Source organism: Paenibacillus sp. FSL R7-0297, assembly GCF_038009025.1.
In the GTDB taxonomy this organism is placed as follows: domain Bacteria; phylum Bacillota; class Bacilli; order Paenibacillales; family Paenibacillaceae; genus Paenibacillus_AQ.
Genome location: NZ_JBBPAQ010000001.1, coordinates 3,911,110 through 3,933,717, shown reverse-complemented (window position 1 = coordinate 3,933,717; position 22,608 = coordinate 3,911,110). Strand labels below are relative to the sequence as shown.

The following is a 22,608-nucleotide window of genomic DNA, read 5'->3' as shown; positions in this document are numbered from 1 at the left end:
ATTAAGCGGGGCTATGCGGTATCGGTGGTACTTCGGCTGGTGGGTGTGCTGGAATCGACCTACTATGCCCGCAAACAGCGTCAAAAGGAGAACACCAAATCTACGGTAAGCTTAGGGACAGCCGGAAGACCGATCCCAGCGTATTCGTTGACGAAAGACGGCCAGAAGGTCAGCGACGAGCAGATCGAAGAATGGCTTAGCGAACTCGTTGCAGGCGAGGAACACGGCTACGGTTACCGTAACTTAGCGCATGCCCTCTACATCCAGCATGACTTAATTCTGAACCACAAGAAGGCCTACCGGCTTTGTAAAAAGCTAGGGCTGCTCCAAAAGAAACCTGACAAGAAAGTGAGATATCCAAGACGGCTTGCCCAAAACCGCGTGGTTACCGGAGCCAACCAACTTTGGCAAATAGATATTAAGTACGGATACATTCATGGCTACGACCGCTTCTTTTTTATCTTTGACATGATTGATGTGTTTGACCGCTGTATTGTCGGCTACCACTTGGGTGCAAGTTGCAGTGCAAAGGAGATCTGCACGACCATTAAGCAGGCGTTGAAGGCCCGTATACAGCCTGGAGGGGCTAGGCCTATTCTTCGCTCAGACAATGGTCCTCAATTTCTCAGTCATGCTTTTGCAGAGATGTGTATGGACCCGGATGAACCTTTGATTCATGAACGGATTCCGCCTAAAACGCCGAATATGAATGCATATATTGAGTCCTTCCACAGCATTTTAGAACGAGATCTCTACAGCAAAATGTACTTTGAAACCTTTGAAGAAGCCTACGAGACTGTCACGGAGTACATTGAATTTTACAACGAACGCCGCTTTCACGGCAGTTTAAACCGATTGAGTCCTAACCAATACCATGCGGCATGGAGAGCAGGCCAAGTGGCAGAGGTAAACATCTCACTTTAAGAAACTGCAAGAACCAGAGATTTCAAGAGAATGACTCCATAATTAAGGGGCCGAACCGTAAACGGATAACCGGTTGTAAATCAGATGTTTTAGTTGTACAAAGTGCAGTTAAGTCTACCGGAGGAACTACCGTAATCAGGGTCACTGCAACCCCTCAGCAAGCGATTTACCTAAGTGTTCTCACAAGTTTAAACCTGATGTTATACTATCCGGCGAACCTGATCACCGGTCTGCGGCAGCTTACCGAGCCATCCTGAAGCGAATAGTCCATCGCATCGACCGTGAAGGTCAGTGTATCTATGTAATACATTGGTCAGGTAATGCTGCCCCTACTCTTTGATCAAAGTAATGGATGTCTTCCGTACCCGCAGCGGGGTCATATACCCGCAATTCCCTGCTGTCAATATCCACCCAATACAGCTTGTCTTCTACCAGATCCCAATGCGGTCCTTCACCAAGCACAGACTTGGCATCGGTAACTAATTCAATTTGTCCGGTCAACGGAAACCCTCCCAGCCCTTGCCTCCGCAGCGCTATTTGTACTACCGGCTGCCTGCCAACATGACATACACCTGTCCAGTTCAGCATGGTATTCTTCATATAGCAGAATAATAATGATGAGGTGATCCGGTTGAAAGTTGAATGGAGAAAACAAGACAAGTCTCTTTACCTGCCCGCTGCCGAACCCGCGCTGATTCAAGTGCCCGCCTTTAATTATTTCATACTGCGGGGTGAAGGCAATCCGAATGCTGCGCCTTTCGCTGAAGCCGTCGGCGTATTGTACTCCCTCTCTTATGCCATTAAGATGCTGCCCAAAAAAGGGCCCGAACCGGATGGGTATTACGACTATACGGTCTTCCCGCTGGAAGGCGTGTGGGATCTCAGCGAAGCCGGCCGTAAGAAAGCGGTCCTTGATAAAGACGAATTGGTGTACACCCTGATGATCCGGCAGCCGGACTTTGTAACCCCGGAGCTTGCCGCTGAAGTTCTGGAGAAGGTCAAGCACAGCAAGCCGCATCCGCTGCTGCACAAAGCCGCCTTCGATAGCTTCGAAGACGGCCTCAGTGTACAAATGCTTCATACCGGACCTTATGATGATGAGCCGCACAGCTTCGCAAGGATGGAGCAATATTGTGCAGACCGGGAGCTGCAGCGGATTTCTCATCTTCACCGGGAAATCTATATTTCGGATGCCCGCCGGGTCCAGCCGGAGAAGCTGAGAACGGTACTGAGGTTCAAGGTATCACGCCAGAATTAACGCAGTAATTTCACCGGATTCCGTACCGTTGCGCTCTTATGAATCTCTAGGGTATCACGGTATTCCACAGTATCGATCTCGCAGCCTGTGCCGATAATAACCCTTCCGCCCCGCACAGTCTGCGCCTGCGTACTCTGCAGCTCAATCTGATCCCCTTCAATCAGCCGGGCCTGAAAGCTCATTTTCTTGCCTTGTCCGGGCCTCAGCAAGGCCCCGGTCCGGCTGCGTTTGATAGAAATGCTGCTGCCGCCGACCGCATCCGCTCTGCAAGGGCCAAACAATCCCAGCTCGAGCTTCCCTGCATTAAGCAGTCCGCTTACCTCAATGATTCCGGTGAGCAGCAGCTCCTCTGCCTCGCAATCTCCGGTAACCATAATCCCGCCGGTTAGTTTGATATCTTCTATCCGCAGGCCTGCGCCTGCCGTAAGCTGACCTTGTCCGCGCAGACTGGCTCCGTTGATCAACCCCTTAACCTCACACTCTCCGGTAATCTTCATATGCTGCAGCCGCAGATTGCCGTCCACTTTGATCTCTCCGGTCTGGCTGAACTTCAGGCAATCCACATCCCCGGTGAATTTACATTCTCCGGTCACTTTGACATCCTTGAAATACCCGCCAACAGAACTGGATGTCCCCAATATCTTCAGATCATTGCGCGTTACGGAATCATGCACCATTCTTCTCCTCCTTCTCCACACGGGCTCCGGGATGTACTGTCAGTCCCGTTCTATATTCGACCCGCCCGATGCTGCAGCCTTCCCCGATAATGACGGTGCCGCCCCGGACCACATCTGCTGCCGTATATTCCAGATCAATATAATCCCCTTCAATGAGCTTGGCCCGCAGCTCCAGTTTGAACTTGGGAATGATTCCTCCGAACAGCCTGCCCCAGGCTGCGGAGCCGGTTTTGCGGATAATCAGGCTCTCCACCCCAATTTCGCCGGCCTCTGCCAAACCATGAAGCCCGAATTCTATCCGCCCTGCACTGAGCAGCCCGCCTATAGTAAATACCCCTTCACCCATCAGCTCCTCAACCTCACAATTGCCTTTCAGCTTCAGCATGCCGTCCAGCTCACAGCGCTCGCCCCGCAGACTGCCGTCTCCGGTCAGCACACCGTTCAGCTTCATTACACCAGCCTGGAGGTTGCCCTTCAGTCTAAAATTACCGTTAATCTCCATCTCTTCCGCGGCAAGATCACCATTCATCTTCATTACGCCGTCACATTTATAGGTATGCGCACTCAGCGCTCCGTTAATCTTGCTTACGCCATTAATATTCACCTTGTTATACTTGCCTCCGGCGGCGGTATTGACCCCATCCATCTGCAAATCCGGCAGCTCCTTCTTCTCCATTGCCAGTCCTCCCATTAGCTTAATCTTATTTTCAATTGTTCTGTCAGATCGGTAAGACTAAGCCTGCTGACTACCCGGACGCCTTCATCGAAGGCCAGCTCTGCCCCGGACAGCGCCATCAGATAGAAACTGACCCCCATCTTCCGTACAAAAAACAGCTCCCAGTTCTTTCCCGCAAATCCCGGGGTATGCACTCCAAGTGTCAGATAGAGCCGGTCTGCTTCCTCCAGATTCAGCTCACCCTTGCTCAGCAGCAGATCTACAGTGAATAGATTCAGAATCTGCTCAAAGGTTAGCTGCATCCCTTCACTGTTCGGCCTGCCGAACCGCTCCAGGCTACTGTTCGAAACAATGTTACGTTCCCTTAGCTGCGCTACTGTTAATATGACCTGATGCTGAGACAAAGGCTCTGACAGCTTTCCGGCTAGTTCATCGAGAGAAAGATCATCTTTCTTCTGCAAAATATGCTGCACCCGTCCCAGTATTCGTTCCCGCGGGAAAAAAGTCTCTTGTCCGGTAAACGTGGACTTGCGGATGAACCATTCCTCAGGAATCAATTGTTTCCTCTTCCAGCGGTATAACTGGCCGTATGAGATGCCGGTTTCATCCAGCAGCTCCTTCTTGGAGATTAAATCCTCTTCCATACGATCACTCCTTGCGGCCATCGTAACATAACACTGTTACGTTGTAAATAAACAAGCATCGCTTTCGCTTTATATACTTTCTTGAATTCATACTGAGGTTCACAGTGGAATTCAGCAGACAAGGACTGACACCTCACTCCTCCAGTTCCATAATTCTCCACCGCTTTTCCCTGTCAATACAAGTTGCCGGTTAGCCGCTATGGGACTGGCGGAATACGTCAATTTCAATTTCTTACACTTAATTCGTTACCGGCTGACTTGGGACTTCTTAGAGTCAGGAAGCACTGTAGACGTAAATGTTGTACGTTTTGCAACTTTGATTCCTGGAAAGCCGGGTGATCGGGAGGATTGTTGTATGGAATACAACAATCCTCCCGATCAGTCGCTTGAATCAGGTGAAATCCTGTATTTTATACAACAATGTTGGATTTGGGCCGGCATATGGAGGGAAAAGTTGTATTATGTGCAGGATTTCAGGAAAAGTCAGCTAGAAACATCCGGCTAGGAGAAGCTGCCAGCTCCCTGCCCCGGAAAGCGGATAAACGGGGAAATTCCCGCGACAAAAGCAGCCGCCCGGAAGTGCAACTATCTACAGACATTAAGGATTGGTATTATGTTAAAACCCTTAAGTTTAGCCCATATAGTGAAGACGCACTTAAGATTTGAGCTTGAAGCTTAGTCGTCACTGCGGTGAACATTTGAACATCCGACCTCTGCCCGCCCCCGGATTTCTTGATGATTACCGCTGTTCGCGGTGGAAATCCGGTGACAAAGGCATCAAAAAAACCAGGCAACCCATTGGCTGCCTGGCTCCTCCTGCTTATTTCATGACAATAGCTCTATTCCGCACCGCCGCTAATGCTGCTTACTGCACATAAGTGTAATGCGGCGAATCATACTGCGGGCCGGATTTCTCGTAGGTGAACCAATATTCAATGCTGCTGCCTGTGCTGAGGCCGCTTACGGTCTGGCGCCAGGTTCCCGAGGCAAGCGTCATGCGGTAATTCAGCTGTGCGCCGCCGTTCACCTTATAGTGGACATCCACATACAGCGCGGACGTTACCGGTGTGATGAAGATGCTGGCCTCAGCAGCCGACACCTTCGTTACGCCTGCCGTATAATCCGCTGTCACGTGATTCCCGCTGCCGCCGGAAGCATTCGTGGTTACAGTCACGGCATTACTAGCAGCGGAGAGGTTGCCTGCGGCATCGGCCGCTTTTACCGTGAAGGTGTATGCCGTTGAAGCCGTCAGTCCGCTGACGGTTGCTGTAGTTCCGGTAACAGAAGCCGCCTGGGTGCCGCCGCGGTACACGTAATATCCGGTGACTCCGGTGTTATCGGTGGATGGCGACCAGCTTAGGCTGACCGTAGTGTCCGTTTTACCTGTTGAGGCCAGATTCCCTGGTACCGTAGGTGCTGTAGTATCTCCAGGAGTGCTGCCCCCGGTCAGATACTGGCCGGTGAACGGGTTGAAACGGTGCAGCGAGAGGATCAGCCACCCGGTGCTTGATACACAGTTCTGCTGGGCCATCACCCAGTAGCTGTTGCTTGTACCCTTGAGGGAATAAGGGATTCCGCCGAGCGACGGGCCGCTGGTTCCCTGTTTTTTGATAATCTCCGTGTTGATGGCATTCGCCTTCGTTGTATTTCCCTGCATGTAGTAGGCAAGCGACATAAAAGCCGTTCCCTCCAGCCACACATCCGCCCCCGTATTGCCAATCTGATTGCCGTTGTCGTCATACGCCGGGAGCACTTCATCCGTCCAGTCAAAATCATACCCGGAAAGTGTATTTCCGGCATCGTTATAGGTCAGGGTCTGCTTATAGCGCGGATTAGCCAGTGTTCCCGGTGTACCGGCCGCGTTCTCCACATAGGTCAGGCTTGCCCCGTAGTTGCGCGTTCCGTTCAGCCCGAGGGCGAGCACTCCCCAGGGATTTACATCCAGCGGGATTTTGGGATCGATCAGATTCGTATCATTCTTCCAGCCGCCCTTGAAGCGCTTAGCCGCATCATCCCAGACCACATTGTCCAGGAAGCTCTTCACACCCGTTGCCGCTGCTGTATAGGATGTCGTTTTGCTGGAATCAACAGAAGCATAGTACTGCAGCACGCGGTACAGATCGATATTATGCTCCGTCGAGCTCCAGGGCTCATCCGAATTGCTCCATGCGCTCCAGCCACCGGCGATCCCGCCGTTTGCTTTGGAGTATGTCAGGCACCAGTCCAGCGCCTTGAGCGCCATCGGACGATAGCGGGTATCATTATACTGCTTCTCATAAGCCATAGCCGCCATGGCCATCCAGGATACAGGTCCGACATGCTTGCGGATTTCTTCGCCATAGCCATTGTTATACCAGTAGGAGTTCAGCCAATAGCCGGACGGGTCCTGGATGTCACGCATTTTGTTCAGCACCTTCTCGGCCCGGGTCCGTTCCCCTTTGACGATGAAAGCGATGGCTGCGACGGCCTGATCATACGTATAGACAATTTGCTTGGGATTGTTCGGACCCCAGAAATCCTCGAAGCTGTCAACCAATCCGTCAAAAGCATAGCCGGCCGTTGCATCCTGCTGCACCTGCAGCCAGGTCAGCGCCCGGTTTGAAGCATCACTTACCGCATCCGCGCGGGCAATACCGGCAGCGGGCAGTGAAGCGCCCAGAATCAGCACGGCGGTCATCAGGAAGAGAATCAGCTTTCTTTTCATCCATATTCCTCCTTGGTCGATCTATTACTAAAGCGTTTTCAAAGGGCGAATAAGCGGGTGATGCTATGCCATACCATGGTATTTATCCTCATTCTCAGCTTTGATAGCGCTTTCGTCAATCTAAAACTGGGACATTTTTACTAAATGAGGCGAAACACCCGTTCGCCCCTTTTTTCGACAAAGCGAAAGTCCTGAATAGGTTTCTGCGAAATTCGTTAATATGCATTTTTTGACAGCAAGGCATGCAAAAAAAGCTCCGGAATGTTGATTAACGCTCCGGAGCCTTACTCTTATTTCAGCTGAGCTCTATGAGCGCAGGACACCCTTCTCCCGGGCTTCACGCAGCCACTTGGGATACTCATTAAACAGGCGGTCATACAAATCCTCATCACTGACCTCATCCAGATCGTCCAGCGCAAAGAAATCGGCATTATCGACATAACGGCCCTGCAGATCATCGAGCTCACGCAGCACACCATAGTCCGCATTGCCGAGCCCGACAAACTGCCAGAAGATGTTATGCTTCGAGCTTTGGATCAGCAGCTTCGAGATCTTCGGTGTCTCATAAATTCCGCCGTCACTGAAGAACACAATGTAAGCAGGCAGAGCGCCCGGCTCTTCCTTCGTATACTTCTTGATAATATCAGCCATAACCACCGGCTCATTATTGCCGATGCCCAGCCCGCCGAACATCTTCGGCCCCGGGTATGTTCTCTTCACATAATCCTCGTACCCGTGCTCATCTACACTCGGCATCCGCTTGCTCTTAGTCGCGAAGAACCATACATCCAGCCTGCCGTCGTCATCCATGCTGGCTGCCACGGCCAGAATCCGCTCAAATGCCCGCTGAACAACGCCCCTCGAATACAGCCCGGACATGGAACCTGATGCATCGAACACAACGGCCACCCTGGCCTTCTCCTGCTCCAGATTCTTCTTGCGCAGCGAGATTCCGACCTTCTGCTTCAGCAGGTCAATCTTCGTTAAGTTCAGCGGGGGCCGGGAAGCCGTCTCCTCCGCCACACTTCCCTCGGTTCCGCTATATGTAGCAGCAGCTTCCGTGTGACCCTGCATCACTTCAGCCTCCGTCTTGCTGCTGTTCTCCGGCTCTTCGTCCTCCACCTCGACTCCGTGCGCTTCAGCCAGCGGCTTCAGACCGCCGTGAAATCCCCGGCCGACGGCTCTAAGCTTGAAGCCTTCGCCGTGACGGTATAACTCTGCCAGCACCAGCGAGGTCTCGGCATTACTCTGATTTATTTCATATACCAGCTCCGTGTTGGCCGCAGCCGCACTGATTCTGCAGCCCCTGACATCAGCAAAAGTCCCCGGCCCGTCCAGCGTGGCTGCGAAAACGCATTTGGCAACCGCAGATTGCCGCAGCGCATGCAGATCGATGGCAAACTCGCCGCTGTACTTGTCGATGGCGTTGAACTCTACGATCCGTTTGGGATCGGCGGGCTGGTTGTAGAAAATGAAATAATCATCGGACGTAACCTTGCCGTTCTCCCCGACCATGAAACAGCTGATATCCAGCTCCGCCGGCGAACTGCTGCAGGAAATCTTCACCGTCGCCTGCGGCGAGGCTTCATCCAGCTTGGCATTAGAGCCGGTGACCAGCTTAACGATATTCAGATTCATGAATGCACTCTCCCTTACTTTCACAATGTATAATAGATGATTGCAGGATTCCGCTATTTAGCAAAAAGGAGCAGACAACTCCCTGATGAGGATATGTCTGCTCCCGGTTGATCAACCTTATGATCCGCATATCAGCCGGTCTAAACGGGCTGTGGTGCGGCTTGTCCAATGAACTGGACTATAAAATACATAATAAGTTACTCTTCTGTCTTGCCTTCGTCAGCTGCTTCTGCCGCTGCTGGTTCAGCAGCATCTGTATCAGCAGGCTCTTCAAGAACAAGCGGAGGTGAGATCCGCACGATCAGCGTATCTTCAGGGGTAAGGATCTCCCAGCCATCATGCTTCGGCAGATCGGAGACCAGCAATTGATCACCGATGTCGAGTCCGTTGATATCCACCTCGAAGGAAGCGGTCAGCTTGTCCGGCAAGGTACGGATATCCAGCTCATAGAGCTCTACCTGCTGGACGCCGCCGCTCTTGACACCGACAGGATCGCCGGTGAAGTGGAATGCAACCTTGGTGTCGAGTTCTGCCTTCATATCAATCTGCTGCAAATCTACATGGAGCAAAGAACGTGACAGCGGCTGGCGCTGTACTTCCTGAATGACCGCATTTTTGGAGCCTGAACCGGGGAATTCCACTTTCAGGATCGCCCGCGGGTTTTTGCCGAGAATCTCATTGAGTGTTTTGGCTTCTGCTGTAAAGGACTGGGTATCTGAACCTGCACCGTAGACGACGACCGGTACAAGGCCTTTGCTGCGCTGGGAAGAGGTAGAGCCGGATCTTTCTGTCAAGCGTACTGTGGTATTCATGATATTCCTCCTAAAGGTTTTTTAGCGGTGCATACTTTCAGGGGCTGCTCCTAATGCTGAACAAAGCTGGCCCTGCAAGCATCCGCCAAGTGGTGTCAGCATAGCTGCAAGTGATGGTTCTTCGTACAAAACTGGCTTATTGCTCAGGTAATAAAAAACAAGACCAATTAGATGTCTTAAGTCTAATCAGTCTCTTATTAACCATATTTGCCTGCTGTGGAATCAGTATAGCACTGGGAAGTAGGCAAGTCAAAATAGGTTGATATTCAATTTAAATCCATATTTAATATTTATTATACTAAATGACAGGCTACAAAATGTCCTGCGCCAGCGTCCCGGAACAGCGGAATCTCCGCCTTGCAGACCTCTACGGCAAAAGGGCAGCGCGTATGAAATTTGCAGCCTGAAGGCGGATTCGCCGGGCTTGGAATATCGCCTTTCAGCACGATCCGCTCCCGCTTCAGCCGGGGGACCGGCACGGGTACGGCAGACAGCAGCGCCTTCGTATAGGGATGCAGCGGATGCTGGAACAGCTCGTCCCTGGAGGCGGTCTCCACCATCGATCCCAGATACATCACGCCGATCCTGGAGCATAGATGCTCCACTACGCTAAGATCATGGGAAATGAACAGATAGGCAAGGCCTTTGCTCTGCTGCAGCTTGCTGAACAGATTGATAATCTGCGCCTGAATAGACACATCGAGCGCCGACACCGGCTCATCCGCAATAATCAGCTCCGGGTTCAGGATCAGCGCCCGGGCAATGCCGATCCGCTGGCGCTGTCCGCCGGAGAATTCATGCGGGAAGCGGTCGATATGATAAGAAGATAAGCCGCAGGCCTCCATGGCCTCCAGCACCAGATCCCGCACCTCCCCCCTCGTGCATAATCCATGGTCCAGCAGCGCTTCGCCTATCGCATCGCCAACCCTCACTCTCGGATTAAGCGCACTGTAAGGGTCCTGGAAGATCAGCTGCATCTGCGGCCGGATCAGGCGCATGTCCGCAGCGGACAGGCTGTGGATGTCCACTCCCTTGAACTTTACCTCACCGTCCGTTTTATCCGTCAGCCGCAGCACTGTCCGTCCCACCGTGCTTTTGCCGCTGCCGGATTCGCCGACAAGGCCGAAGGTCTCGCCCGGCTGAAGCGTAATGCTGATGTCGTCCACAGCCTTCACATGCCCCACTGTGCGGCCCAGCAGCCCTTGTTTTACCGGGAAGTACTTCTTCAGAGATTTAACTTCCAGCAGCGCTTCAGACATACACTTCCGCCTCCTCATACAGCCAGCAGGCTACCTTCTGCCCGCTTCCGGTTTCCTGCAGCTGCGGCTGGCGGGTGCGGCAGACGTCCATGCAATGTCCGCACCGGTCATGGAAGTAGCATGAAGGCTCAAGCGCAAGCGGACTGGGCACCTGGCCGGGAATGGAATAGAGCTCCTCCAGGCGCTGGCCCATGACGGGCTTGGACTTCAGCAGCCCCCGCGTATACGGATGCTTGGGATTCCGGAACAGCTCTACCACACCGCCCTCCTCAACGATCTGGCCGGAGTACATGACAATGACATAATCGGCCATCTCGGCCACTACGCCAAGATCATGGGTAATCAGCAGGATTGACATGCCCGAGTGCTCCTTGAACCCGCGCAGCAGATCAAGGATTTGCGCCTGAATCGTCACATCCAGCGCGGTCGTCGGCTCGTCCGCAATCAGCAGCTTGGGCCCGCAGGAGATTGCGATTGCAATCATAATCCGCTGCAGCATGCCTCCGCTCAGCTCGTGGGGATAGCTGCCCATAATCTGTTCCGGACGGGATATCCCCACCTGGGTGATCAGTTCAATGGCCCGGGCCCGGGCTTGCTTCTTGTTCATTCTGAGATGAACCAGGAGCGGCTCCATAATCTGCTCGCCAATTCTCATGACCGGATTCAGTGACGACATCGGCTCCTGAAAGATCATGGCGATCTCGTTGCCGCGGATGCTGCGCAGTGTATTTTTGTCGAGCCTTAGTAAATCTTCTCCCCGGAAATCAATGCTTCCCCCGGCAACCTTACCGCCCGGCTCCTCCACCAGCCCCATAATCGACATGGCGGTGACACTTTTGCCGCAGCCGGATTCACCGACAATGCAGACCGTCTCGCCTTCGCGGATACTGAAGCTTACCTCATCAACCGCGCTCACCTTTCCGTCCTCTGTGAAGAACACGGTGCTTAGACGGTCTATATTCATTAAAGGCTCCATCATTATGGCCACCTACCTCTTCTGTTTAGGATCAAGCACGTCTCTGAGGCCGTCACCAAAGATATTAATTGCGATAACCGTTGCAAAAATCGACAATCCCGGCGGAATCCACAGCCATGGGCGGTCCTGGAAATCGAGGATATTATTCGCCGCATCAATCATGTTGCCCCAGGTCGGCGTAGGCGGCATAACCCCCAGACCGAAGAAGCTAAGCACCGATTCACTGAGAATCGCACCGCCGATATTCAGCGTAGCCATGACGATCAGCAGCGGAACAATATTCGGCAGCAGATGGCCAAACAGCTTCCTGCGGTCGCGCAGACCCAGCACCACGGCGGCCTGCATGAATTCGCGTTCCCGCAGGCTGAGCATCTGTCCCCGTACCATCCGTGCCAGCCCCGGCCAGTTCACCATGCTCAGCATGAGCATGACGATGTACATCCGGTAATCCGCCTTAATCTTCCATTCCGAGAGCAGCGCACCGAAGATGAACAGCAGCGGAAGGCCGGGAATGGTCATCAGCAGATCGGCGATCCGCATAATGATCTGGTCCAGCAGACCGCCGTAATATCCGGCAACCGCACCGAGCAGCGCTCCCAGGAACACAGACAGCACCATGGAAGCCAGACCCACCGTAAGAGAGATACGCCCGGCTTGCATGACCCGGGTTAAGATATCCCGTCCCAGCGCGTCTGTCCCCAGCCAATGCTGTAGATTCGGGGCCTTGTTCATCATCGCCATATTGATTTTGTTATCCGTATACGGCGAGAAGAACGGGCCGATGAAACATAACACAAACATAAATAAGACAACCGCGAAGCCCGCCACCGCCAGCTTGTTGTGCAGAAGCCTCCGCAGGGATTGCCGGAACAGGGAAGATTTCCGCAGGTTGACCCTTGGGGCCGTTATTTCACTTACTCTGCTGTCAGCTGCCATAAGATCCTCCCCCTCCTATAACCGGACACGCGGATCAGCCACCCGGTACAGAATATCCGAGAGCAGTGTTCCGATTACGGTCAGAATAGCCAGAAACATCGTGAAGCCCATCAGCAGCGGGTAATCCCTCAGTCCGAAGGACTTCATATACAATTGGCCGATGCCCGGCCAGTTAAAGATTTGCTCAATAATAATGGAACCCCCGAACAGCGCGGGCAGCTCGAAGCCGACCAGGGTGATCGCAGGCAGCAGCGCATTGCGCAGTGCATGGGTGAACAGCACATTCCGCTCCTTCAGCCCTTTGGCTCTGGCCGTACGGATATAGTCCTGCTTGAGCACATCGATCATATTGCTGCGGAAATAACGGGTTAATGAACCCAGACCCAGCAGCGTCATGACGATGACCGGCAGGGTCATATGATGCACCACTTCTTTGAAGTAGGCGAACCCGGTGGCATTGCTGCCTGTAGTCATCATTCCCCCCGGCGGCAGCCATTTCAGGTCAACGGCCAGAATCTTGATCAGGAACAGGCCGATGAAGAACGACGGGAGCGACATCGCCGCGAAGATCGCAATCATTACCAGCGTGTCGAACCAGGAGTATTGCTTATAGGCAGAAATGACACCGATGATCACAGCAATCAGCCAGGTGAGGAACGTAGAGACAGCGGCCAGCAAAAAAGAATTCCAGATATAATCACCGAACAGCTGAAGCACCGGCTTCTGCTGGGCAAGTGAATATCCGAAATCCCCGTGAAAAGCATTGTTCATCCAAGTCCCGTAACGTTCCAGCACCGGCTTGTTCAGGCCGTAAATCTCCCGCAGCTCCGCTTTGCGCTCTGCAGTCAGCTTAATATTTCCGGTAATGAAATCACCCGGGGTAAGTGCATACAGGCAGAAGATCAGCAGCGATGCGGCAAACAGGATGATCAGCATATACAGCATTCTTTTGGTCAGATAAGTGCTCATGATCGGCTCCTTAGGATTCATCCCCTGCCCATGACGCAGGCAGGGGATGAACAATTCTTTATTTCAGAGTCCAGTTTGGCAGGCTGCCGGCAAGACCGATGAACGGACTGACCGATAGATTCTGGATGCGGCCGTTATAGGCATATACTGTTTTCTTGTAATTGGTGAAAATAATCGGCAGTTCATCGTTGAACAGCTGATACAGCTCTTTATAGACTGCTTTGCGCTGTTCAATATCTGTAGTTGCCAGCGCTTTGTTGTACAGCTCCACGAATTTCGGATTCTCATAATCGGTGATTTCGCCGTTGAAGAACTGCATGAAGCCGTCCGCCGGATCCGTCAGCATGCTGGTGGAGTACGATACGAGATCATAATCCCCGCTTTCCGTCTTGGAGACCAGCGAGTTGAAGTCAGCGAAGATCTCCGGCTGGAAGTCGATGCCGAGCGCAGCGAAGTTCTCTTTGGCCACCGCGATGAAAATATCCGAGTTCTTGCTCTTGCTCGCCAGATAATGAATGCTCAGCGGCTTCCCGTCCTTCTCGCGGATACCGCCTGCCCCTACGGTCCAGCCTGCCTCATCCAGCAGCTTATTTGCTTGGTCCGGATCATATTTATAAGGATTGATCCCTTCTTCTGTATAGGACCAGGAGATCGGCGAAGCCGGAATGTTGGCCACAGCACCCGCCCCTTCAGCTGCGTCTACATAGATGCTCTGCCGGTCCAGTCCATAGGCAATCGCCTGTCTGACCCGCTTATCCTTCAGCTGTTCATGCTTCAGGTTGACCTGCATGTAGCCGTAAGTGCTCGGGGTATAAGGAAGAATGTTTACATAACCCAGTTCCTTCAGCTTCCCGATATTTTCTTCCGTAGCCGGGAAGGACGCGTAGTCCACCTCACCCGTCTCAAGGAACTGCCAGGCATCGCCGGTCGTTGTTTTATAGATAAAGTGCTCTGTCTTCGGTTTGCCTTTGAAGTAGTTCTCATTGGCTACAAGACGGACCTCTTGTCCGGGAATGAATTTCTCCAGCTTATAAGGGCCGTCGCCCAGCGGCTTCTCATGCAGCTTCTTGATGTACTCCAGCTGGCCGAACTTATAGTCCTTGCCATAATAAGCCTTCGACAGCACATTGGAGCCGAGAGTCACCAGCGCCGTAGCATTGGGCTGTTCCAGCGTAACCGATATTGTCTGCGGATCAATGACTTTAATGCCTTCTATTGTCTGGGCAGTTCCCGCTTTGTAAGCTTCGCCGCCCTTCACCTTCAGCGATGGAAGTGATGAGCCTCCGTCATAGGCTTTGTCGTACTGAATCGTCCAGGTGAACGCCACATCATCCGCAGTGAGCGGTGAGCCGTCGCTGAACTTCAGGTCTTTGTGCAGGTGGAACGTATATGTAAGCTGATCCGCCGCCACCTCCCAGCTCTCGGCAAGCTCCGGGGTTGGCACACCCTTGTCATCTACCGTCACGAGAGACGCATAGAGCAGTGAGGATACATTGCCGTCATAGCCGCTCTCCTGGAAATAAGGGGTGAACGCCCCGCTCGGATCGGTAAGACCGACGATGATTGTATCGGTGCGCTTCTGGGCGACTGCGGGCAGCTTCGTAAGATCGGTTGCTGTAAAAGGCTCGCTGAGCGCACCGGCAGGTACAACCGCCGGGGATACCGCTGCTTCCGTACCGCCAGCCGCTGCACCCGGATCAGCTGTTGCTGCCGTGTTTACAGGGGTGTCCGTGGATGCTGCATCCGTGTTGCCGTTCTCCGAGCAGGCGGACAGCAGCAGTGAACCGGCGATTAACAATGAGGATAATACAAGCGTACTTTTTCTCATGACATCATCTCTTTTCTCTCCATTTTATAAATACTAACAATTCCTACCCACTAAGTATGATTAAAGACCGATAGTTCACATTATAGAAAGTAAAAGTTGTTCTGTAAAGAGAGAACTTGAAATTAATTCATCCCAAACAGAATAAAATTGGATGATCGCAGCAAAAAAGCCAAAATCTTCTCCATAACAGAAGTAGACTTTGGCTTTGGCGAGGCACAGGAATATTAGGCAACGCTATATTTACTTCAAATAAGCAAACAGCTGTTCATTCATCTGCTGAATCCCCTCAAGCCGCAGACTGTAAGAGGTGACGTTCTCTCCTTCGATATAAGCATTGAGCAGACCGGCGCTCCTGAGACTGGAGATATGATCATGGACAATGCCCTTGGACAGGCCGGCCTGTCTGGCAATTTCCGTGAACGATTTGCGTTCTCCGCCCAGTGACTTCAGGATCTTCAGCCGGCTCTTCTCGCCCAGACTGCGGAGCGTCCGGTGCATGGACGGCGGGATTTCCTCTTCAGCAATTTGAATTTTCCCGGCATAGTGACATATCGTCAGCGGACCAAAATTATAGATAATATTGATCGGCTGGAAGTGAAACTGCGGGATCAGCACAAGCCTGCGCAGACCGTCACCCGGCATGAAATAGAATCCGTTTGTAGTCTTATTCACAAAATCGGCTACCGGGCTGCCGGCCAGCGCCTGTCTCCGTTCCTCCGCATGCTGCTGCAGCTTCTTAATGATATCCGGACTACAGCTGCTGAAGTATTGCCGGTTCCACTCCGACAGCAGGAAGACCATGCGGCTGCGGTACTGCTCCATTTGTACCGGGAATACACTGACATAACCTGCGAGAGCCTCGTACATCTCTCCTACGGACAGGCCTTCCAGCCACTCCAGCACACGCTCCACGCTGTCTTTGTCCGGACACAGATAGATCAGCAGATTAAGCAGCTTCCAGTCATTGTCGAGATCTGTCTCTTCCAGTGCTTCCAGCAGTTCGGGGCTTAAGCCGCGTGATACTTCTGCCGCCCAGGGTGTACCCAGATCTATCTTTTTACTTCCCTTCTTGCATATAAACGTATGTATGCTGCTGATTAATTCATATACCGGCTGAAAATGAACCTCAACCTCGTAATCCATGGCTATTCCTCCTGATGCAACTTCTATTCGTTACAGCGTTAGTGCCTTAATCTTAGGGCACCGGGAAGCCAATATGCAAGTCATTCCGCTTATACTGACCTTGTATGGAATACGTATGTTATATTGCTGGCATTCCTGCCATGCCTTTTCTCGCTTTTTGCCGGGCAGGGTAGTAAAATATAGGCAATACACCGGAATGGAGTGAAGAAACATGGAACAGATTGCTAAGGGAGAAGGACGTTTCTATATAGCTGGTGACGGTAAGGACCTTGCCGAGATTACATACAGAACGGAAGAGACTACAGGTAACCTCGTGATTGATCATACCTATGTCTCCGAAGAGCTGCGCGGTCAGGGTGCCGGGGAGAAGCTTGTGCGGGCGGTCGTTGACCTGGCCCGGGAAGAGAAAGTTAAAATTGTGCCTGAGTGCCCGTATGCGGCCCATCAATTCGAGAAGCACACGGAGTACCGGGATCTGCTGACATAGGGGGAAGATAGATTGACTACGGCTGATACACTGAAAGAAATAGAAGAACTGCAGCAGCGCTGCGAGCAATACGAAGGCATCACACTCAAGCTGAATTGGGACATGCTGCGGCTGCCGGCCGGAACAGGCGGAGTGGAATGGCTGGTGACCTATGAAGAGGAGCTGCTGGTCGGCTTCATCGGGTTATACAATATCGGCGGAGACATGGAAGTCTGCGGCATGGTACGGCCGGGATACCGCCGCCGGGGCATCTTCAGCTCGCTCTGGCAACGGGCGCAGACCCTCATCTCACGAAGTAAGATTAAGACGCTGCTGTTGAATACGCCCGCGGCCTCAGCCTCAGGTACTGCTTATCTGAAGACACTGCCGCTGGAATTCAGCCACGCGGAATTTCAGATGAAATGGGATGGCGCAGCCAAGAATCATGGGGCCTCTGAAGCAAGTTCAGCCGCCGGTAACGTTATGCTCCGGCCTGCACGTGCCGACGAGACTCCGGTGCTAATCGCCTTCGATTGCGACGGATTCAACATGACGGAGGAAGACGCCGCCGAAACGTACACGCAGCTTGAGCTCGAAGGCTCCCAGGAGCATATCATCATCGAGATGAACGGCCAGCCTGCCGGCAAAATGCGGCTGTGGTCCGAAGACAACGAAACCTGGATCTATGGCCTTACCGTAGACAAGAATCTGCGCGGCCTCGGCATCGGCCGGAGTGCCCTGATGCAGACTATTGAACGGGAACAGCGGAATTACAACGGTGTGAACCTCGAGGTTGCCCTGGATAATCCGAATGCGCTGAAGCTCTACGAGAGCTGCGGGTTCGTCATTCTGAACCAGCAGGATTACTACCGTGCTGCGCTCTGAACCTTGAAGCATCATTGTTAGCCGGCTGAATAACTGTTCCGAATTACAGTAATCTGACTGTCAAGCATCCTTTCCTCCGGGCCGACCTGCCCTCAGGAAAGGATGCTTTTTGTTGTCCTTATGTTACCTCAAGGTACCTATATGACCTCAAAGTGCGTACTGTTCAGCACTCCTGAGGCAATACATAATGATGGCATACTTTGGCGAAGGAGAGCTGCACATGAACCCTATGGATTCAGACTTACGTAAAACAGCACTTGTAATCGGCGCGAACGGCGTCATAGGGCGCAACCTGATTGATCATCTGGCTGCTCTTCCCGATTGGGATATCATCGGCGTGTCGCGCCGCGGAGGGCTGGACACCAGCCGTGTGCGTTATATAGCTGCAGATTTACTCGACCCGGCGGAGAGCCGGCGGAAGCTTGGCGGTCTGGCGGAGGTGACGCATATTTTCTATGCCGCCTATCAGGACCGGCCTACCTGGGCAGAGCTGGTCCCTCCTAATCTGGCTATGCTTGTTCACGCGGTTGAGGCAGTTGAACCTGCGGCGCGCCGGCTGCAACACATCAGCCTCATGCAGGGCTATAAGGTATATGGCGCGCATCTCGGCCCGTTCAAAACACCGGCACGCGAAACTGATGCCAATCATATGCCGCCTGAATTCAATATTGCGCAGCAGGATTATCTGGAAGAGAAGCAGTCTGGCAAAAACTGGACCTGGTCGGCCCTGCGGCCTTCCGTCGTCTGCGGATACGCTCTCGGCAATCCCATGAACCTGGCGATGGTAATCGCCATTTATGCCTCCATGTCGAAGGAGCTGGGAATTCCGCTGCGCTTCCCCGGCAAGCCGGGCGCTTATCACAGCCTGCTTGAGATGACAGATGCCGGTCTGCTTGCCAGAGCAACAGTGTGGGCAGCAACAGAACCGCGCTGTGCCAATCAGGCCTTCAATATCACCAACGGCGATCTATTCCGCTGGAACGAGCTGTGGCCTAAGATTGCCTCCAGCTTCAATCTGGACACGGCGCCCCCGCTCCCGATGTCCCTATCGATGGTTATGCAGGACAAAGAGCCGCTCTGGAACCGTATGGTCGAGAAATACGGGCTGGAGCAGAACAGCTATGCAAGTGTCTCCTCGTGGGCCTTCGGTGATTTCGTATTCTCCTGGGACTATGATTTCTTTGCCGACAGCACCAAATCACGCCGGGCAGGGTTCCTTGAGTTTATGGATACGGAAGCCATGTTTATGGACATCTTTGCGGATCTCCGCCACCGCCGGATCATTCCCTGATCCGCGCAGAACAGCCGGTCTCTGAAATTCAGAGACCGGCTGTTCTATTCTTCCTTCTGCGGTTGGGAGAGCACAACTGCCGTATCCCCGTAAACCCTTTCGACATGGGCATCGCCCCATCTGCACATCAGATGCAGAATCTCCTTTAGGCTCCAGCCATAGTCGGTCAGCTCATACTCCACTCTGGGAGGCACCACATTATACGAGGTTCTTGTGATCACCCCGTCCGCTTCCAGTTCCCGCAATTGCTGCGTAAGCACCTTCTGTGTAATGAACGGCATTTGGCTGATGAACTCCCCGTTGCGCTTCTTCCCAAAGGTGAGCAAGAACAAAATGACCGGCTTCCACTTGCCCCCAATCACTTCGAGTGTCGCTTCCACTCCGGTGTTGTAGGTTCTAATTCCTTCAGACATGGGCCAAGGACACCTCCTGTGGCTTAACCATATCTTCTTTGAACGCCCCCTGCAAGGATTACGCCGAAGTTCCCGGTCTACATCAGCCCGTATCCGCGAAGGATAGGCTCATCCCGGTCGTTCCGGCGGTTTCCGTATTTCATGCAGCCTTCCGCATGCTCTTCCCGTTCCAGGAACACAGACAGCAGGCGCACATAGTCGAGCGACTCCTGCAGCGGGATGCCCGCTCCGTCAAAGATATGCCGGCGTCCATCCAGAAGCGAATAGATTCCGATCGTTTCTGCAGGTTTCCCGTAGGCCTGATGACAGAAGACGCTGGCCATATGCAGAAAGCCGGTGATGACATCTTCATTCCCGCTCACCATGAATTTCTGGATATTCAGACAACGCCCCTCCTGCCCCGAGCTCCAGGCGAGCTGAAAAATCATCGCCAGTTCAATTTCAAGCTCCGGCACAGGAACATGCCACTGTTCATACAGCATCACCGGAATCTCACCGGTGTGATTGCCGGCAACAATCCGCATCAGCTCATCGGCAACCGCTTGCTTGATATCCCAATAATGCATCAGGGAAGGAAAAGCATGACCCTTCGGCGGCCAGCGGCGCTCCAGCAGAAATTGCACAGGCGTCTCCCGGCGCACCTCAGGCTGCAGACTGTAGAAGTCATTAAGCGTATGTCCGACTGCGTACTGGACCTGCTGTCTCCAGCGGGGAACTCCCGTGGCCGGAGCTCCGCTGCCGTTCATCTCCGCTCCGCCCAGCATGATATGCTCCATCCTGAAATCATTCAGCCGGCTGTAGCGGACAGTCCCTGCATCCTGCATCTTTCCTGCGAAGCATCCTGCCCCGGCGCCCATCCTTAAGAAACCGCCGCGCAGGTCTCGATGAACTGGCGTCCGAAGCTGCGGCAGGCGTCTTTCTCTGCTGCGTTCGGCCCGTACTCAATCTTCAGGCTGGCCTGTACGATCTCGGCACCGCGTTCCTTCAGCTTCTCTTCAATCTGATCAACCGCTCCGCAGTAGATTTCATAACCGGTATCTCCGCTTCCGAAGGCGGCAGCCTTGCAGGAGCTGAGGTCGAGCTCATCCAGCTCTTCATAGAAGTCAAGGAATTCATCCGGCAGCTCGCCGTCCCCCCAGGTATACGCACCCAGCAGCACAGCCTCATAAGCCTTTATCTCATCCGCATTGCAGTCAGTGACCGATTTCAGCACGGCCTCTCCGCCTGCCTGGCGTATCCCTTCCACAATCAGTTCAGCGATTTCCTCCGTATTGCCTGTCAGGCTGGCATATGCCACTAGCACCTTAGCCATCACTCTGTCCTCCCAAGGTAAATATGAAATGTATTCTGTATAGTCCATCTCAAAAGGCCACCATGTTTTACTAATCTCATTCTATTTGATAATGATTATCATTGTCAATATTTTAAAAGCTGGCCGCTATGGGAATTCAGGCATACTTGTCCCCGATAAGAGAAGCAGCGGCAATGCCGGACTTGAACTGCTGTCCGGCATTGCCGCTGATCTTTATCCATATTTTCAGATGAAATGCATAGAAGAATGCCTAACCTATTCTGCCTTGCCGTCCGAACAAATTTCGATAAAATGGATTAATATCCGCCTTCAAGCAGGGTAATGCCGTTGCCGTCCGGATCTCGGAAATTCATTTCTTTCCCGCCGTATTCCATCGTCACCGGAGGCTGACAATCCAGCCCTTTCCCCTTAAGCTGCTCATAGGTTTCATCCAGGCTGCTGCAGGAGAATACCAGATTAACGACTCCTGTCGTGTCCTTGCCCCATTTGCTCTCGTCCCAGATAATCAGCCCCGGCTGTCTGCGGTCGAAACCAATCTTCGCGCCGTCATACTGTCCAAAGCCTTCAAACGGAATCGGGACTCCCAGCACCTCGGAATAGAATGCCGCGAGCGCCGCCGGGTCCTTGCTGTACAGATTGATGCCGTCAAAACTTGTTATCATAAGTTAAATCTCCTTCCGTAGTGTAGCTGTATTATGATCCGGCTGTGATTAGCCTGTCTGAACTCATTGTACTTCTGCCCTGCCGGGCCTGTATTGCAAAAAAACGACATTCAGCTCCGCGCATAGCTCAGGGCATCCAGCGGCGTTCTGCCGGCGAATTTGCGGAAATTGTTGATGAAATGCGACTGGTGGCTGTAGCCGTAAGCAAATACAATATCCTGCAGCCCGCCTCTGTGCAGCGGAGTCCGGTACAGCTCCAGCCAGGCATTCTGGAAGCGGACAAGATCTGCCACCTTTTTGGGAGGAAGTCCGATATGCCGGCGGAACAGGCGTTCAAGCTGGCGGCTGCTAAGGCCAGAGCTAAGCTCCAGCTCCCCTGCACTCACCACCCCGCGGGATTTAAGCATCCTGTGGACAGCATTCATCATCCCGTCACTGCTGCGGCCGGCATAATCCAGTCTCCGCAGGAGGAATACCTCTGCGATGGCGATGCGTTCAGACATCGTGTGAGTCCCCCGCAGCTTGTCTCCCAGCTCCATACGGTAGGAACGGAAGTATTGCTCCACCGGAGCATGAACATTCAGCACATCCTGCAGCTGCTCATCTGCAAACAGATGAACCGCCCAGAAATGAAACCGGATGGCGAAACGCTGTTTCCCCGCAGGCTGGCGGGCTTGTCCCACTTCAAACGGGGCATCGTTAATGCCGCAAAAAATCCCGCCAGACTCCCCTGTACGCTCGTCCCATTCCCATATGATGTCCATACAACTATCCGGTATGATCGTTTCCGGCCGGTTACTGAAAACACTTTTACTTTCACTTTCAGTTTCACTTATATCTGCTCCGTTATTCCCTTCTGTAATTCCAACGGACTGTGCATCCAGCGGTTCCGCCGTTGGTGATACAGAACCCCAGAAACAACGGATGTACGGGTGCAGCAGCCTGCCGGGCCGGTACTCGCCGCCTCCGGCCGGGTTCGCTGTAATCGGATGGTACAACTCCGAGAGGTTGAACATAACATCCGGCCTCACCTTCGTTATGCTCAGGCTGCAAGGGACGGAGTTAGCCGTTCATCTGCGCCTAAGCTGATATATTTTAATAGCCTGTAGTAAATTCACTATTGGGTTTGATCTTG

The 22,608-nt window shown here is 53.0% G+C and carries 24 protein-coding genes; 5 read left to right on the top strand and 19 right to left on the bottom strand.

Annotation, left to right across the window (positions count from 1 at the left end; translation table 11 throughout):
• The first annotated feature begins 24 nt into the window (after positions 1-24).
• Positions 25-924 carry an IS3 family transposase gene (locus tag MKZ24_RS17250; RefSeq protein ID WP_052416376.1) on the top strand — a complete coding sequence of 300 codons (900 nt, stop codon included), beginning with the start codon at positions 25-27 and terminating at the stop codon, positions 922-924.
• 205 nt (positions 925-1,129) lie between these two features.
• On the opposite strand, the gene MKZ24_RS17245 is transcribed toward MKZ24_RS17250, so the two are convergent.
• On the bottom strand, positions 1,130-1,234 hold the full coding sequence (locus MKZ24_RS17245; protein WP_144026031.1) for an SMP-30/gluconolactonase/LRE family protein: 105 nt from the start codon (positions 1,232-1,234) through the stop codon (positions 1,130-1,132).
• A complete protein-coding gene (locus MKZ24_RS17240) occupies positions 1,222-1,425 on the bottom strand; it encodes an SMP-30/gluconolactonase/LRE family protein (RefSeq protein WP_076243311.1) in 204 nt (67 codons plus the stop codon). The genes MKZ24_RS17245 and MKZ24_RS17240 overlap by 13 nt, the downstream gene beginning before the upstream one ends.
• 121 nt (positions 1,426-1,546) lie before the next feature.
• On the opposite strand from MKZ24_RS17240, the gene MKZ24_RS17235 reads away from it, so the two are divergent.
• On the top strand, positions 1,547-2,182 hold the full coding sequence (locus tag MKZ24_RS17235) for a GyrI-like domain-containing protein (RefSeq protein WP_340784866.1): 636 nt from the start codon (positions 1,547-1,549) through the stop codon (positions 2,180-2,182).
• On the opposite strand, the gene MKZ24_RS17230 is transcribed toward MKZ24_RS17235, so the two are convergent.
• From MKZ24_RS17230 to MKZ24_RS17175, 12 genes are all read right to left on the bottom strand, one after another.
• On the bottom strand, positions 2,179-2,859 hold the full coding sequence (locus MKZ24_RS17230; protein WP_042237502.1) for a hypothetical protein: 681 nt from the start codon (positions 2,857-2,859) through the stop codon (positions 2,179-2,181). The two genes, MKZ24_RS17235 and MKZ24_RS17230, sit on opposite strands and share 4 nt — an antisense overlap.
• Positions 2,849-3,535 carry a hypothetical protein gene (locus MKZ24_RS17225; protein ID WP_042237504.1) on the bottom strand — a complete coding sequence of 229 codons (687 nt, stop codon included), beginning with the start codon at positions 3,533-3,535 and terminating at the stop codon, positions 2,849-2,851. Before MKZ24_RS17225 ends, MKZ24_RS17230 begins: the two co-directional genes overlap by 11 nt.
• Before the next feature lie 14 nt (positions 3,536-3,549).
• Positions 3,550-4,179, bottom strand: coding sequence for a YhbD family protein (locus MKZ24_RS17220; RefSeq protein WP_042237507.1), 630 nt, complete (start codon positions 4,177-4,179; stop codon positions 3,550-3,552).
• Positions 4,180-5,044: 865 nt separating this feature from the next.
• Positions 5,045-6,883, bottom strand: a complete 1,839-nt coding sequence (locus MKZ24_RS17215) for a fibronectin type III domain-containing protein (RefSeq protein ID WP_340784860.1) — start codon at positions 6,881-6,883, stop codon at positions 5,045-5,047.
• A 306-nt stretch (positions 6,884-7,189) separates the two neighbouring features.
• Positions 7,190-8,521, bottom strand: a complete 1,332-nt coding sequence (locus MKZ24_RS17210) for a vWA domain-containing protein (RefSeq protein ID WP_340784857.1) — start codon at positions 8,519-8,521, stop codon at positions 7,190-7,192.
• A gap of 197 nt (positions 8,522-8,718) precedes the next feature.
• Positions 8,719-9,333 (bottom strand): 50S ribosomal protein L25, encoded by a 615-nt coding sequence (locus MKZ24_RS17205; RefSeq protein WP_340784854.1) that lies wholly within the window; start codon positions 9,331-9,333, stop codon positions 8,719-8,721.
• 293 nt (positions 9,334-9,626) lie between these two features.
• Entirely contained in the window at positions 9,627-10,592 is a 966-nt protein-coding gene (locus MKZ24_RS17200) for an ABC transporter ATP-binding protein (protein ID WP_340784853.1), read from the bottom strand.
• Positions 10,585-11,568: an ABC transporter ATP-binding protein gene (locus tag MKZ24_RS17195; protein ID WP_340790183.1), complete on the bottom strand. Its 984-nt coding sequence runs from the start codon at positions 11,566-11,568 to the stop codon at positions 10,585-10,587. Before MKZ24_RS17195 ends, MKZ24_RS17200 begins: the two co-directional genes overlap by 8 nt.
• Before the next feature lie 12 nt (positions 11,569-11,580).
• Entirely contained in the window at positions 11,581-12,504 is a 924-nt protein-coding gene (opp4C, locus tag MKZ24_RS17190; protein ID WP_047014094.1) for an oligopeptide ABC transporter permease, read from the bottom strand.
• 15 nt (positions 12,505-12,519) lie between these two features.
• On the bottom strand, positions 12,520-13,473 hold the full coding sequence (locus MKZ24_RS17185) for an ABC transporter permease (RefSeq protein ID WP_340784844.1): 954 nt from the start codon (positions 13,471-13,473) through the stop codon (positions 12,520-12,522).
• Between the two features lie 58 nt (positions 13,474-13,531).
• Positions 13,532-15,301, bottom strand: coding sequence for an ABC transporter substrate-binding protein (locus tag MKZ24_RS17180; RefSeq protein ID WP_340784842.1), 1,770 nt, complete (start codon positions 15,299-15,301; stop codon positions 13,532-13,534).
• A 240-nt stretch (positions 15,302-15,541) separates the two neighbouring features.
• A complete protein-coding gene (locus MKZ24_RS17175) occupies positions 15,542-16,444 on the bottom strand; it encodes an ArsR/SmtB family transcription factor (protein WP_042138523.1) in 903 nt (300 codons plus the stop codon).
• 211 nt (positions 16,445-16,655) lie between these two features.
• On the opposite strand from MKZ24_RS17175, the gene MKZ24_RS17170 reads away from it, so the two are divergent.
• The 3 genes from MKZ24_RS17170 to MKZ24_RS17160 all read left to right on the top strand — a co-directional run bounded on the left by MKZ24_RS17170 (position 16,656) and on the right by MKZ24_RS17160 (position 19,086).
• Complete coding sequence (locus MKZ24_RS17170) at positions 16,656-16,931, top strand: GNAT family N-acetyltransferase (RefSeq protein WP_042138525.1); 276 nt, start codon at positions 16,656-16,658, stop codon at positions 16,929-16,931.
• Positions 16,932-16,943: 12 nt separating this feature from the next.
• Positions 16,944-17,795: a GNAT family N-acetyltransferase gene (locus MKZ24_RS17165; protein WP_042138527.1), complete on the top strand. Its 852-nt coding sequence runs from the start codon at positions 16,944-16,946 to the stop codon at positions 17,793-17,795.
• A 220-nt stretch (positions 17,796-18,015) separates the two neighbouring features.
• Positions 18,016-19,086 (top strand): SDR family oxidoreductase, encoded by a 1,071-nt coding sequence (locus tag MKZ24_RS17160; RefSeq protein ID WP_340784834.1) that lies wholly within the window; start codon positions 18,016-18,018, stop codon positions 19,084-19,086.
• 44 nt (positions 19,087-19,130) lie between these two features.
• Here the strand turns inward: MKZ24_RS17160 and MKZ24_RS17155 are convergent, their stop codons facing one another.
• The 5 genes from MKZ24_RS17155 to MKZ24_RS17135 form a co-directional block, all read right to left on the bottom strand.
• A complete protein-coding gene (locus tag MKZ24_RS17155; RefSeq protein ID WP_340784832.1) occupies positions 19,131-19,499 on the bottom strand; it encodes a winged helix-turn-helix transcriptional regulator in 369 nt (122 codons plus the stop codon).
• 77 nt (positions 19,500-19,576) lie between these two features.
• The gene (locus MKZ24_RS17150; RefSeq protein ID WP_144026032.1) at positions 19,577-20,323 is read right to left on the bottom strand and encodes a hypothetical protein; all 747 of its coding nucleotides are present in this window, start codon (positions 20,321-20,323) and stop codon (positions 19,577-19,579) included.
• Between the two features lie 35 nt (positions 20,324-20,358).
• A complete protein-coding gene (locus tag MKZ24_RS17145) occupies positions 20,359-20,811 on the bottom strand; it encodes a flavodoxin (RefSeq protein ID WP_340784828.1) in 453 nt (150 codons plus the stop codon).
• Positions 20,812-21,107: 296 nt separating this feature from the next.
• Positions 21,108-21,473, bottom strand: a complete 366-nt coding sequence (locus MKZ24_RS17140) for a VOC family protein (RefSeq protein ID WP_340784824.1) — start codon at positions 21,471-21,473, stop codon at positions 21,108-21,110.
• A gap of 110 nt (positions 21,474-21,583) precedes the next feature.
• On the bottom strand, positions 21,584-22,489 hold the full coding sequence (locus tag MKZ24_RS17135) for a helix-turn-helix domain-containing protein (RefSeq protein ID WP_340784821.1): 906 nt from the start codon (positions 22,487-22,489) through the stop codon (positions 21,584-21,586).
• Positions 22,490-22,608 lie beyond the last annotated feature (119 nt).